General features: G+C 70.0%; 10 protein-coding genes. 8 read left to right on the top strand and 2 right to left on the bottom strand.

Annotation, left to right across the window (positions count from 1 at the left end; translation table 11 throughout):
• Nucleotides 1–128 precede the first annotated feature (128 nt).
• The 5 genes from ACTWP9_RS22520 (at nucleotide 129) to ACTWP9_RS22500 (ending at nucleotide 7745) form a co-directional block, all read left to right on the top strand.
• Complete coding sequence (locus ACTWP9_RS22520) at nucleotides 129–1772, top strand: penicillin-binding transpeptidase domain-containing protein (protein WP_443248034.1); 1644 nt, start codon at nucleotides 129–131, stop codon at nucleotides 1770–1772.
• Nucleotides 1773–1911: 139 nt separating this feature from the next.
• Nucleotides 1912–2784, top strand: coding sequence for an EamA family transporter (locus tag ACTWP9_RS22515; RefSeq protein WP_443248033.1), 873 nt, complete (start codon nucleotides 1912–1914; stop codon nucleotides 2782–2784).
• Between the two features lie 76 nt (nucleotides 2785–2860).
• Nucleotides 2861–4738, top strand: coding sequence for an ABC-F family ATP-binding cassette domain-containing protein (locus ACTWP9_RS22510; RefSeq protein WP_443248032.1), 1878 nt, complete (start codon nucleotides 2861–2863; stop codon nucleotides 4736–4738).
• Nucleotides 4739–4998: 260 nt separating this feature from the next.
• Nucleotides 4999–6810, top strand: coding sequence for an outer membrane protein assembly factor BamB family protein (locus ACTWP9_RS22505; RefSeq protein WP_443248031.1), 1812 nt, complete (start codon nucleotides 4999–5001; stop codon nucleotides 6808–6810).
• A gap of 257 nt (nucleotides 6811–7067) precedes the next feature.
• Nucleotides 7068–7745: a helix-turn-helix transcriptional regulator gene (locus tag ACTWP9_RS22500; RefSeq protein ID WP_443248030.1), complete on the top strand. Its 678-nt coding sequence runs from the start codon at nucleotides 7068–7070 to the stop codon at nucleotides 7743–7745.
• Between the two features lie 96 nt (nucleotides 7746–7841).
• Here ACTWP9_RS22500 and ACTWP9_RS22495 read toward each other — a convergent pair whose 3' ends face one another.
• Both ACTWP9_RS22495 and ACTWP9_RS22490 read right to left on the bottom strand, forming a co-directional pair.
• Nucleotides 7842–8156, bottom strand: a complete 315-nt coding sequence (locus tag ACTWP9_RS22495) for a hypothetical protein (protein WP_443248029.1) — start codon at nucleotides 8154–8156, stop codon at nucleotides 7842–7844.
• A 28-nt stretch (nucleotides 8157–8184) separates the two neighbouring features.
• Entirely contained in the window at nucleotides 8185–9855 is a 1671-nt protein-coding gene (locus ACTWP9_RS22490) for a sodium:solute symporter family protein (RefSeq protein WP_443248028.1), read from the bottom strand.
• Between the two features lie 220 nt (nucleotides 9856–10075).
• Here ACTWP9_RS22490 and galT point away from each other — a divergent pair, with 220 nt between their 5' ends.
• The 3 genes from galT (at nucleotide 10076) to galK (ending at nucleotide 13419) form a co-directional block, all read left to right on the top strand.
• Nucleotides 10076–11188, top strand: a complete 1113-nt coding sequence (gene galT / locus ACTWP9_RS22485) for a galactose-1-phosphate uridylyltransferase (protein ID WP_443248027.1) — start codon at nucleotides 10076–10078, stop codon at nucleotides 11186–11188.
• A gap of 69 nt (nucleotides 11189–11257) precedes the next feature.
• A complete protein-coding gene (gene galE / locus ACTWP9_RS22480) occupies nucleotides 11258–12265 on the top strand; it encodes a UDP-glucose 4-epimerase GalE (protein WP_443248026.1) in 1008 nt (335 codons plus the stop codon).
• Complete coding sequence (gene galK, locus ACTWP9_RS22475) at nucleotides 12262–13419, top strand: galactokinase (RefSeq protein ID WP_443248025.1); 1158 nt, start codon at nucleotides 12262–12264, stop codon at nucleotides 13417–13419. The genes galE and galK overlap by 4 nt, the downstream gene beginning before the upstream one ends.
• Nucleotides 13420–13484 lie beyond the last annotated feature (65 nt).

Genomic DNA, 13484 nt, shown 5'->3' with positions numbered 1-13484 from the left:
CCAGATCCGCGGAAGAAGGGGCCGAACGGGCATACCAGGACACGTTCTGTCATGGACGTGCTCTAGGGTGCCTCGCGTCAGGACTTCGGCCGCACAAGGCCAAGGCGGGGTGGAGGGGCAGAACTCGGATGCGCGACACACAGAAGATGGCCGTGATCGGCGGGGTCGCCGCCGTCGTCGTCGGGCTCACCGGCGTCGGCGTCTACGCCCTGGTCGACAGCGACGGTGAGGAGCCCAAGGGCACCGTCGCCGCCGACGGCGAGGGCAAGGCGCCGCGCAAGGTCAAGAAGGGTCCGCTGAGCGCGCAGGAAGTGCGCACCGCCGCGAAGGAGTTCCTCGGTGCCTGGGCCGGCGGCGAGCCGCGGAAGGCCGCCAAGCTGACCGACGACCCCGGAACGGCCGGCAAGGCGCTGGCCGCCTTCCGCAGCAAGGCCCACATCTCCAAGGTCGCCGTCACGCCCAAGGCGGCCGACGGCGAAAAGGTGCCCTTCCACGTCGCGGCGCGGGTCGCCTACGGCCAGAAGCGCTCCGCCTGGACGTACGACTCCGCGCTGGAGATCGTCCGCGCCTCCGGCACCGGCGAGCCGGTCGTCGACTGGAAGCCGTCCGTGCTGCACCCCAAGCTCAAGGACGGCCAGACGATCAGGACCGACGAGTCGGGCACCCCGCCCGTCACCGCGGTCGACCGCGACGGCTCCAAGCTCAGCACCCGAGAACACCCCACCCTTGCCGACGTGATCAGCGACATCGGCAAGCGCTACGGCGACAAGACCGAGGGCTCGCCGGGTGTGCAGACCCGGATCGCCGACGCCAAGGGCAAGACCGAGACCGTGCTGCGGCAGCTGTCCAAGCCCAGCCCCGGCAAGCTGAAGACGACTCTCGACGCCAAGGCGCAGCGCGCGGCCGAGGCCGCCGTACGCGGCAAGCCGAAGGCGTCCGTGGTCGCCGTCAAGCCCAGCACCGGCGAGATCCTGGCCATCGCCAACTCTCCCGCCGGCGGCTTCAACAGCGCTCTGCGCGGCTCGCTGGCCCCCGGCTCCACCATGAAGGTCGTCACCGGCGCCATGCTGCTCGACAAGGGCATCACCTCGCCCGGCAAGGCGCACCCGTGTCCGAAGTACTCGACATACGGCGGCTGGAAGTTCCAGAACCTCGACAAGTTCCAGATCAAGGGCGGCACCTTCGCGCAGAGCTTCGCCCGCTCCTGCAACACCGCCTTCATCACTCAGGCGCCCAAGCTGAAGGACGACGACCTCACCAAGGAGGCCCGCGAGGTCTTCGGTATCGGCCTCAACTGGAAGACCGGTACCGGTACGTTCGACGGCAGCGTCCCCGTGCAGTCCGACGCGCAGATGGCGTCCTCCCTCATCGGCCAGGGCGGCGTGCGGATGAACCCGCTCACCATGGCGTCCGTCTCCGCCACCGTGCAGAACGGCACCTTCAAGCAGCCGTATCTGGTGCCCGCCTCGCTCGACAAGCGCTCCCTCGCCAAGGCATCGCGCGCCATGAAGCCCGGCGTCCAGAAGGACCTCAAGTCGCTGATGAAGCTCACCGCCACCAGCGGCACCGCCGCCAAGGCCCTGTCCGGGCTCAGCGGTGACGTGGGCGGCAAGACCGGTTCCGCCGAGGTCGACGGGCAGAAGAAGCCCAACGCCTGGTTCACGGCGTACTCCGGTGACATCGCCTCCGCGGCCGTCGTGCCCGCCTCCGGGCACGGTGGTGACAACGCGGGACCCGTCGTCCGCAAGGTCCTGGAATCCGCCGGGGGTTGAGCCCCGCGCATGCTCCGGCCCACCCGTCCCCTCAGGGCGGGTGGGCTTCGGCACCCCGCAGGAAGGGGGCCGGTCAACTCGCCGGTAGCGTCCCGTGCATGACGCATTCACCCCGCACGGGCGCAGTGGACGGCGACCGGTGACGCCGATAGTCGTCGCCGCGGTGCTGGCCGCGGCGCTCACCCATGCCACCTGGAACGCCCTCGCGCACGGCATCCGCGACCAGCTGCTCGCCTTCACCCTGGTCGGCGGCGGTGGCAGCCTGTGCGGCGCGGTGCTGGCCTGCTTCGTACCGCTGCCGGCCGCCGGAGCCTGGCCGCCGCTCCTCGTCTCGGCGGCGCTGCACGTCCTCTACCAGGCGCTGCTGATGCGCTCCTTCCGGATGGGGGAGTTCGGGCAGATGTACCCCATCGCACGGGGTACGGCGCCGCTGGTGGTCACCGTGCTCGCGGCGGTCTTCGTGCACGAGATGCCCGACCCCTGGCAGCTGGCCGGGGTGCTGCTGGCCTCGGCGGGGCTGGTCGGGGTCGCCCTGTGGGGGCTGCGGGGCAAGGGGCACAGCGGGGCGGGCACCGGCGCCGGACCGCAGTGGCCCGCGCTGACGGCCGCCGTGTGCACGGGGCTCGCCATCGCCGCGTACACCGTCGTGGACGGGGTGGGCGTACGGGCCTCCGGCACCTCGCTCGGCTATATCGCGTGGCTGATGATCCTGGAGGGGCTGGCGATCCCCGCATGGGCGATCGCCACCCGCCGCCGCGAGCTGGCCGCGCAGCTCCGCCCCGTCGCGCTGCGCGGGCTGCTGGGCGGCGCGCTGTCGGTGCTGGCGTACGGGCTGGTGCTGTGGGCGCAGACGCGGGCGCCGCTGGCACCGGTGGCGGCGCTGCGGGAGTCGTCGATCATCGCGGGGGCCGCGATCGGTGCCGTCTTCTTCAAGGAGCGCTTCGGCTGGCCCCGCACCGCGGCGAGCGTGCTGATGGTGGGCGGCATAGCGCTGATGCTGCACGGCAGCTGAGGCCCTGGCCCCGGCCGCTGCCCGGCGGCGGCCCGCGCGGGACTACCCTTGGGGGCTGGTCCCCAACAGGAGTGAGATGGCTGGCAACCGCGGCACCCCCGTGAACCTCGTCAACATGGAAGCCGTCGACAAGGTGCACGGCACGCGCACCCTCCTCGACGCCGTCTCCCTGGGCGTCAGCGAGGCCGACAAGATCGGCGTCGTCGGCCGCAACGGCGACGGCAAGACCACCCTCATCAAGATCCTGGCCCGCGAGGAGGAGCCGGACGCGGGCCGGGTCACCCACGCCGGCGGTCTCCGCACCGGTGTGCTGACGCAGCACGACTCCCTCGATCCGCAGGCCACCGTCCGGCACGAGGTGGTCGGCGACATGGCCGACCACGAGTGGGCGGGCGTCGCGCGGATCCGCGATGTGCTCACCGGGCTGTTCGGCGGCCTGGACCTGCCGGGCTTCCCGCAGGGCCTGGACACGGTGATCGGCCCGCTCTCCGGCGGCGAGCGCCGCCGGATCGCGCTCGCCAAGCTGCTCATCGCCGAGCAGGACCTGATCGTGCTGGACGAGCCGACCAACCACCTCGACGTGGAGGGCATCTCCTGGCTGGCCGGCCATCTGCGGGCCCGCCGCTCCGCGCTGGTGTGCGTCACGCACGACCGCTGGTTCCTCGACCAGGTCGCCACCCGGATGTGGGACGTGCAGCGCGGTGCGGTGCACGAGTACGAGGGCGGCTACTCCGACTACGTCTTCGCCCGCGCGGAGCGGGAACGTATCGCCGCGCAGGAGGAGACCAAGCGGAAGAACCTGATGCGCAAGGAGCTGGCCTGGCTGCGGCGCGGTGCTCCGGCGCGTACCAGCAAGCCGCGCTTCCGTATCGAGGCGGCGAACGCGCTGATCGAGGGCGAGCCGCCGCCCCGGGACAGCCAGGAGCTGATGCAGTTCGCCAACTCCCGGCTGGGCAAGACGGTCCTGGACATGGAGGACGTGACCGTACAGGCCGGGCCCAAGGTGCTGCTCAAGCATCTGACGTGGCAGCTGGGGCCCGGCGACCGGATCGGCCTGGTCGGGGTCAACGGCGCGGGCAAGACGTCCCTGCTGCGGGCTCTCGCCGACACGGCACGCACCGGCGGCGAGCAGACGTCACCGCTGGTGACCGAGGGCCGGATCAAGGTCGGCAAGACGGTGAAACTGGCGTACCTCTCCCAGGAGGTCGCCGAGCTGGAGCCCACGCTGCGCGTCCTGGAGGCGGTGGAGGCCGTACGCTCCCGGATCGACCTGGGCAAGGGCCGGGAGATGACGGCCTCGCAGCTGTGCGAGCGGTTCGGCTTCGCCAAGGAGAAGCAGTGGACGCCGGTGGGTGATCTGTCCGGCGGTGAGCGGCGGCGGCTGCAGATCCTGCGGCTGCTGATGGACGAGCCCAACGTGCTCTTCCTGGACGAGCCGACCAACGACCTGGACATCGAGACCCTCACACAGCTGGAGGACCTGCTGGACGGCTGGGCGGGCTCGCTCGTCGTCATCTCGCACGACCGGTACTTCATCGAGCGCACCACGGACCGCGTCCACGCGCTGCTGGGCGATGCGACGCTGCGGATGCTGCCGCGCGGTATCGACGAGTATCTGGAGCGCCGGGCCCGGATGGAGGCCAGGGCCGCCGCTGCGGCCCCCGTGGCGGCACCGGCCGGGAACGGGACCGCGGCCAAGGCGTCGGCCACGTCGGCCAATGCGCCCGCCAAGCCCGCCGCGCTTTCCCGTGCGGCGCAGAAGGAGATGCAGCGGATCGAGCGCCAGCTGGAGAAGGCCGAGCAGCGCGAGGCGGCCCTGCATGCCGAGATGGCCGAGCACGCCACCGACTTCGAGCGGATCGGGGGCCTGGACGCTGAGCTGCGTGAGGTGCGGGAGAAGCGCGAGGAGCTGGAGATGCGCTGGCTGGAGCTGGCCGAGTCGGAAGGCGACTGAGGGGCGCGGCAGCGGACGACAGGCACGCGTAGCGGTCCCGCGCGCGTTCCGACTCGGTCCCGAGGTGATTGCGACTCGGTGTCACGGGGGCGGTGGCCGGGAACCGGCGCGGTGGCCGGATCGTGTCCGATGGTAGAAAGAACTTCCGCTCTGAAGTCTGCCATTGGCAGGCCACATGTCCGATTCGCTCGGCCCTACGGGGGTTTGCCCGTAAGGGGTTGAAGGTCCGGCGCCGGTCTGCCCGTAACGAGGGATTGTTCATGTCGCAGCCGCCTCCGCCGCCTAGCCAGCCGCCATCCGGAGGCTACGGCGCACCGCAGGAACCGCCGCGTGATCCGCAGGATCAGCCGTCCTACGGCTACCCGCAGCAGCCGGACCCCGGCCAGTCGTCCTACGGCTATCCGCAGCAGCCCCCGCAGCCTCCGCAGCAGCCCCCGCATTCGCTCGGGAAGTCGTCGGAGCCGCCCACGCCCGCGGCGCCGCCCGGCTACGGCTACCCGCAGCAGAACGCGCACGCGGCGCCCACGCAGGCCGCCTTCGGTGCGGTGTCCCCGCCCTCGGGTCCGCCCGGCCCGCCCGGCCCGCCCCCGGGAACGCCTGCGCCCCCCGGCCCGCCGCCCGGCGGCTACGGGCAGCAGCCCCCGGCCGGTTACCCGTACGCCAACACCTCAGGCGGCATGCCCGGTGGCGGTGGCGGCAACAACAACTCCAAGATCATCGCAGTGGTGGCGGGCGTTGTCGTCGTCGCGCTGATAGCCGTTGCCGGTGTCTTCTTCCTGACCAAGGACGACAAGAAGAACGACGAGTCCAAGGACGGGGAGAAGAACTCGCAGCAGAAGGACCCCAACACGCCGCCGAAGGACCCGCAGGCGAAGCAGATCGTCGACATGAAGGCGCCCGAGGTCAAGGACGTCACCACCGTCGCCGGCGCCTGGGCCACCGACAAGGTGTTCGCCAAGTCCTCGGTACGGGAGATGCTCGTCCAGGACTTCAAGTCGGGCAACGAGACGAAGATCCCGCTCAAGGGCAATGTCTGCGCGGCCTCCAACGAGATGACCAAGGACCACAAGGTCGCCGTCATCGTCCAGGAGACCATCTCCAACAGCGCCGACTGCACCCGTATGGTCATCGTGGACCTGGACGCGAAGAAGATCGCCTGGGACAAGACGATGCCCAACTCGGACACCAGGTCCATCGACAACGTGGCCATCAGCGGTGACACCGTCGCCTCGGCGTGGATCGGCGGCTCGGTCGGCTACAAGATCTCCTCGGAGAAGAAGCTCTGGGAGGCCAAGCCCAGCAACTGCCGTGACACCGGCTACCAGGGCGGCAAGTCGCTGGTCGCCGTTGTGGAGTGCGGCCACGACTTCGACAAGCCGCAGGTCTCCGTCCAGAAGCTCGACCCGGACACCGGCAAGGCCAAGTGGAAGTTCGAGCCGCCCAAGGGCGTCAAGAACGTCCGCATCGCCTCCACGGACCCTCTCGTGCTGGTCACCGGGGCCGGCGACGAGCTGGCCAGCGACGTGTTCACCGTCGGCGAGGACCACAAGCTCAAGGCCAAGATCTCGCTGGGGAAGCGCTACAACAAGCCCTGCGAGCTGGAGGTCAACGGCTGCTACGGCATGGCCGTCGGGCCCGACGCGGTCTACCTCTCCACGACCGAGCACGACGGCGAGAGCGACGACCTGTCCGACACCAACGAGATCATGGCCTTCGACTTCAACACGGGCCGGACGAAGTGGAAGTCGGAAGCGGGCGCCGACCGCAACATCATCCCGTTCAAGATGCAGGGCAGCCATGTGCTGGGCTACAAGACGCCCAGCCTGGGCAAAGGCGGCGAGATCGTCAGCGTCGACCCGAAGGGCGGCAAGCAGACGACGCTGCTGAAGATGCCCGCCTCCGACTTCGACCAGGGCGAGCAGGCGTTCTCCGTCGACGCCTACTCGGTGGACTCCCCGCTGATCTTCGAGAACAACAGGTTCTTCCTCCAGGACAACCTGATCTCGGAACGCTCGTCCATCAGCGACTCGGCGCCGCGGCTGGCCGTCGGGTTCGCGCCGACCAGCGGCTGAGCACAGCTGCCGGCCGCCGGCCGAAAGATGGTTGAACCGGCGTCCGACAAGTGGTCCGAGAGACCGCGTTGGCCCGTCACGGTGCGCCGTGGCGGGCCAACGGCCGTCTTCAGGCACCTGGTTCAAGCCCTACCTTGGGGATTTCACCCCGTAAGGGGCGCGGAACGGCGAGTGAGCGTGTAGCTTCCCGGAGAACAGAGAGGGGCTGCGTTCGGGGGTACGGGGCCATCGGGAGTGTTGTGGGGGGAGCGAGCTTGATGAGCGTGCGGCTCATGGTGGTCGACGACCATCGCCTGCTCGCCGAGGCTCTTGCCTCGGCGCTGAAGCTGCGCGGGCACCGCGTGCTCGCGGCGGCCGCGCCCAGCGGCGGCGCCGCCGAGCTGGTGATCAGCAGAGCACCGGAGGTGTGCCTGCTGGGTACGGCGACGCCCGCCGAACCAGGCGTCTTCGATCCGGTGGTGCGGATCAAGAGAGAGAAACCGCAGATCGCAGTGGTGGTGCTCGGTCCGGTGCCGAGCCCTCGCGGGATCGCCTCCGCCTTCGCGGCGGGGGCGTCCGGCTATGTACGGCACGACGAGCGGATCGAGGGCGTCGAACGGGCCATGGTCAAGGCCCGGGCGGGGGAGGCGGCCGTCGCACCGCAGTTGCTCACGCAGTCGTTCGCCGAGCTGCTGAACCCGGCGGCGGAGCCGGACGACGAGGGGGCCCGGCTGCTCCAGATGCTGACGCCGAGGGAGGTGGAGGTGCTGGTGCGGGTCGCCGAGGGCGAGGACACCCGGCTGATCGCCGCCGGGATGGGCATCGCGCCGTCGACGGCACGTACGCATGTGCAGCGCGTGCTGATGAAGTTGGGGGTCGGCTCGCGACTGGAGGCCGCAGCCTTGGCCGCCCGCACGGGGCTGCTGGAACGGGCGGGCGGTGGTGCGGGCGCGTGACCGGGTGCGCAGCCCCGCGCCCCGAAAGGGGCGCGGGGAACGGCGCGAGCATCCACGGTAGGCCCGCAGTCCGCGGACGGTGGAAAGGGGCAGCCCCTACTCGTCGCTCTCTTCCACCGGTGGTGGCGGAATCGTCGGGCTCAGCCGGAGCCACAGCAAGAAGGCCAGGCCCAGGGCGAGCATGGCGAGGCCCGTCCACAGGTTGATGTTGATGTCCTGTGCCTTCTTGAGGTCCTCGTCCGAGGCGAAGATCCCGGCGATGGTGACGATCACGCCGTAGACCACGAACAGACCGCCGATGATGCGCCGTACGTCGAAGAGGCGGGCCGCGGTCTGTGACCGCCGCTCCAGTTCCTCGACATCCTTGGCCACCTGCTGGGCGGCGGGCTTTGGGGTGCTGTTGTCGCTCATTGCGCTTCAGTGTCCTTCGCGTCGGAGCTCAGAAGGAGAAGGGGATGTAGCAGAGGGCGGCGAGGATCATGGCGCCCCAGCCCAGCAGCGCGGGCTTTCGGTACCACGCGTCGTCGCCCTCGCCGGGCGGCTCCGGCTCGCCCGGCGAGCGGGTGCCGTAGACGAGCCCCGCGAGTTCCTCGGCCGGCTTGGGCTTGGTGAAGAGTGTGACGACCACCATCACCACCGCGCCCACCACGAAGGCCACGATCGAGGAGACGAAGTTGGCGCCCTGGTCGCTGGGGATGTCGATGACGCCCTGCTTGTAGAACCAGAAGTAGTTCACCATCGCACCGACGGTGCCGGTCAGCAGTCCCCAGAAGCCGGCCGCCGGCGTGGTCTTCTTCCAGAACATGCCGATGATGAAGACCACGAACAGCGGCACGTTGAAAAAGGAGAACAGCGTCTGGAGGTAGTTCATGATGTTGCTGAACTCGGAGGCGATGAACGCCGTCCCCATGCCGATCAGCACGCCGACGACGGTGACCCAGCGCGCCGTGGCCACATAGTGCTCGTCGGGCCGGTCCTTCTTCAGGTACGCCGCGTAGATGTCGTTGGTGAAGACGGTGTTGAAGGAGGAGATGTTGGCCGCCATACCGGCCATGAACGCCGCCAGCAGACCGGTGACCGCGATGCCGAGCACACCGTTGGGCAGCAGGTCGCGCATCAGTACCGGGATGGCGTCGTTGTACTGCAGCCCGTCCTTGGTCTTGCCCAGCGTCGGCTCCATGACCAGCGCGATCAGGCCGGGTATGACCACGACCATCGGGATGAAGATCTTGGGGAACGCCGCGATCAGCGGGGTGCGCCGGGCCGCGGAGAGGTTCTTGGCGGACAGCGCGCGCTGCACCTCGGCGAAGTTGGTCGTCCAGTAGCCGAAGCTCATCACGAAGCCGAGTCCCAGCACGATGGTCAGCCAGTTGGCGCCCAGCGGGTTGGCGGAGCCGATCCCGGTGCCGTCCCACGCGGTCATGAAGGCGCCGCCCTTCTCACCGGAGAGGGTGTCGGTGATGCCGCCCCAGCCGCCGACGCGCTTGAGGCCCACGACGGTGAGCGGGATCAGCGCGGCGAGGATCACGAAGAACTGGAGCACCTCGGTGTAGATCGCCGAGGACAGTCCGCCGAGCGTGATGTACGCGAGCACGAAGAAGCCCGCGACCACGACGGAGATCCACAGCTCCCAGCCCAGCAGCGCCTTCAGTACGAGCGCCAGCGCATAGAGGTTGACGCCCGCGATCAGCACGGAGGAGACCGCGAAGATGACCGAGCTGAGCAGGTGGGAAGAGGGCCCGAACCGGTGCAGCAGGAACTCTGGCACCGAGCGGACCTTGGAGCCGTAGTAGAACGGCATCATCACCAGGCCGAGGAAGACCATGGCGGGGATGGCGCCGATCCAGTACCAGTGCACGGTGTAGACGCCGTACTGGGCGCCGTTGGCGGCCATGCCGAGAATCTCGGTGGCGCCGAGGTTGGCGGCCACGAAGGCGAGACCGGTGATCCAGGCGGGGAGCGACCGGCCGGAGAGGAAGAAGTCGAGGCTGGTCTTCACACTGCGCCGGGCGGCGAAGCCGATCCCGAGCACCACGGCGAAGTAGATGCCGAGGAGTGTGTAATCGAGTCCGTTGGTGGGGAGCCGTAGCCCTTCGGCCAGGTGCAACATGGGTCACTCGCTTCATTGCGCGATCGGAACGGACGCGAACGTACCCCTGATGTTTCAAGTTTTGAAAGGTCATGTTGCAAGAGTTTGTTTGATTGTGATGATTCCCCTCGGGGTCTGAGGGTTCGGCGGCGGGCGATCGGTGCTGGCGGCGACCGATGGCTGTTGGCTCCTGGTTCCTCGTGTGTGATTATGTTTGGGTCCAGGACCGAGGAGTCACCCCGTGAAGAAGACCTCAGGCCGTCTGGCCGACGGCCGCGAGATCGTTTACTACGACCTCCGCGACGATGCTGTCCGTACCGCCGTCGACCGGCGTCCGATGCCCGCCATGGAGGCGCTCTCCGAGATCCGGCACGATCCGCTGCTGGACGAGTGGGTCGGCGTGACCGCACACCGCAACGCCCGCACCTACCATCCGCCGGCCGACGAGTGCCCGCTGTGCCCCTCCCGCGACGGGCGGATGAGCGAGATCCCGGAGTCCGACTACGACGTCGCCGTCTTCGAGAACCGCTTCCCCTCCTTCCGCGGCGCACCCGGCAAGGAGGAGAGCGAAGGCCCCTCCGGACTCTTCCGGCATGCGCCCGGTGCCGGCCGCTGCGAGGTCGTCAGCTTCACCTCCGACCACCACGCCTCCTTCGCCGACCTCGACGAGGAGCAGGCCCGCCTCGTCCTGGATGTCTGGACCGACCGCACCGCCGAGCTGTCGCAGTCGCCCGGCGTCGAGCAGGTGTACTGCTTCGAGAACCGCGGCGAGGAGATCGGGGTGACCCTCTCCCACCCGCACGGTCAGATCTACGGCTATCCGTTCACCACCCCGCGCACCGCCCGCATGCTGCGTTCCCTGGCCGAGTACGGCACCGGGCCCGGCGGCAACCTCTTCGACGAGCTCGTCGCGGCCGAACTCGCCACCCGGGAGCGGGTCGTCATCGAGGGCGCACACTGGACGGCGTTCGTCCCCTACGCCGCGCACTGGCCGTACGAGGTGCATCTGTACCCCAAGTCCCGGGTGCCCGACCTGCGGGCGCTCGGCGAGGAGGCCCGCGCCGAGTTCCCCGGGATCTATCTGGAGCTGCTGCGCCGCTTCGACCGGATATTCGGCGAGCACGAGCCCCGCACCCCCTACATCGCCGCCTGGCATCAGGCGCCGTTCCTCCGCGAGGACGATCCCCGCCTCGCAGCGCGCGAGGAGTTCGCGCTGCATCTGGAGCTTTTCACCATCCGACGGGCTCCCGGCAAGCTGAAGTTCCTCGCCGGTTCCGAATCCGGCATGAACGTGTTCATCAACGACGTGCCGCCGGAAGCCGCGGCGAGGCGCCTGCGAGAGGTGGCTTCGTGAATCGCACAGAAAGAGGTGGTTTCGTGGGCGTCGTGCGTGGAGATGGCGACCGAGCAAAGGACAGGCGCAATGGCTAAGTACCTGGTGACCGGCGGGGCCGGATATGTGGGCAGCGTGGTGGCGGCGCACCTGCTTCAGGCAGGACACACCGTCACGGTGCTCGACGACCTCGACACCGGTTTCCCCCAGGGCGTACCGGCCGGCGCCGAGTTCGTCGAGGGCCGTATCCAGGACGCCGGGCGGGTGCTGGACGCCTCGTACGACGGCGTGCTGCACTTCGCCGCGCACTCCAAGGTGGGGGAGTCCGTCGAGCAGCCCGAGAAGTACTGGCGCAACAACGTCGGCGGCACCGTCGAGCTGCTGGCCGCCATGCGGGAGGCGGGCGTGCGCAAGCTGGTCTTCTCCTCCACGGCCGCCGTCTACGGCGAACCCGAGCGCACCCCGATCACCGAGACCGACCCTGCCGCGCCCACCAGCCCGTACGGGGCCTCGAAGCTGGCCGTCGACCACATGATCAGCGGCGAGTGCCAGGCGCACGGTCTGGCCGCCGCCTCGCTGCGCTACTTCAACGTCGCGGGCGCCTACTTCACCGCCGACGGCACCGCGTACGGCGAGCGCCACGACCCCGAGTCGCATCTCATCCCGCTGGTCCTCCAGGTCGCCCAGGGGCGGCGCGAGGCGATCTCCGTCTACGGCGACGACTACCCGACCCCCGACGGCACCTGTGTACGCGACTACATCCACGTCGCCGACCTGGCCAAGGCACATCTCCTCGCCCTCGACCACGCCGCGCAGGGCGCACATCTGATCTGCAACCTCGGCAACGGCAACGGCTTCTCCGTACGGGAGGTCATCGAGACCGTCCGCAAGGTCACCGGCCATGAGGTGCCCGAAAAGGTCGCCCCGCGCCGGGGCGGCGACCCCGCCGTACTCGTCGCCTCCGCCGACCGGGCCCGCCAGGCGCTGGGCTGGCGGCCGGAGCGCAGCGGACTGGAGGAGATCGTGGCGGACGCCTGGCGGTTCGCGCAGCACGCCTCGGGTGTCGCACAGGAGCGCACGCCGGAGGAGACCCCGTGAGCCAGGACGCCCGGGAGGGGTTCCGGGAGGTCTACGGCGCCGAGCCGGAGGGTGTCTGGGCGGCGCCCGGCCGGGTCAACCTCATCGGCGAACACACGGACTACAACGACGGTTTCGTGATGCCCCTCGCCCTCCCGCACACCGTGCACGTCGCTGCCGCACGGCGCGACGACGGCGTGCTGCGGCTGCACTCGGCCGAGGTCCCGGGCGCCGCCTACCAGCTGCGCCTCGACGAGCTGACGCCGGGCGCCGACGGCGGCTGGGCCGCGTATCCGTCCGGTGTCGTATGGGCGCTGCGGGAGGCGGGGCTGCCGGTCGGCGGTGCCGATGTGCAGATCACCAGCACCGTGCCCACCGGCGCCGGGCTCTCCTCGTCGGCCGCGCTGGAGGTCGCCAGCGGCCTTGCGCTGTCCGAGCTGTACCAGCTGGGGCTGTCCCGGCCGGAGCTGGCGCGGCTGTGCCAGCGCGCCGAGAACGACTTCGTCGGCATGCCCTGCGGGATCATGGACCAGATGGCCTCTGCCTGTTGCACCGAGGGCCACGTACTCCACCTGGACGCCCGCAGCCTGACTCAGCGTCAGGTGCCCTTCGACCTCGCCGCCGAGAGGCTGCGGATGCTCGTCGTCGACACCCGCGTCAAGCACACCCTGGCCGACGGCGCCTATGCGGGACGCCGCCGGGCGTGCGAGGCGGGCGCGGCTGCGCTCGGCGTGCCGGCGCTGCGCGATGTGGCGTACGAGGAGCTCGACGCGGCCCTCGCACGCCTGGAAGCCCGGCTGGACGATCCGGAGGTGCGCAGCTGTGTGCGGCACATCGTCACGGAGAACCGCCGGGTCGAGGAGACGATCGAGCTGCTGGACGCCGGCGACCCGAGCGCGGTGGGCGCGGTGCTCACCGCGGGGCACGCCTCCCTGCGGGACGACTTCCGCGTCTCCTGCGAGGAGCTGGACCTGGTCGTCGACGTGGCGCTCGCCGCGGGCGCGCTCGGTGCCCGGATGACCGGCGGCGGCTTCGGCGGCTCGGCGATCGTGCTGGCCGAGGAGAGCCGGACCGAGAAGATCGGTGAGGCGGTGACCTCGGCGTTCGAGGCGGCGGGCCACCTGGTGCCGCACGTGTTCGAGGCGGTACCGAGCGCGGGCGCGCGGCGCTTGTGAGGCGCACGTGTCTCCGCCCGCATACGCGCGCTCCCGACGCGCCCTGGTGCACCCCCGCGGGGTCA

This window comes from Streptomyces sp. 3N207 (assembly GCF_052246355.1).
GTDB lineage: Bacteria > Actinomycetota > Actinomycetes > Streptomycetales > Streptomycetaceae > Streptomyces.
The sequence above is the reverse complement of the archived record's forward strand: the minus strand, read 5'-3'. Positions and strand labels throughout refer to the sequence as shown.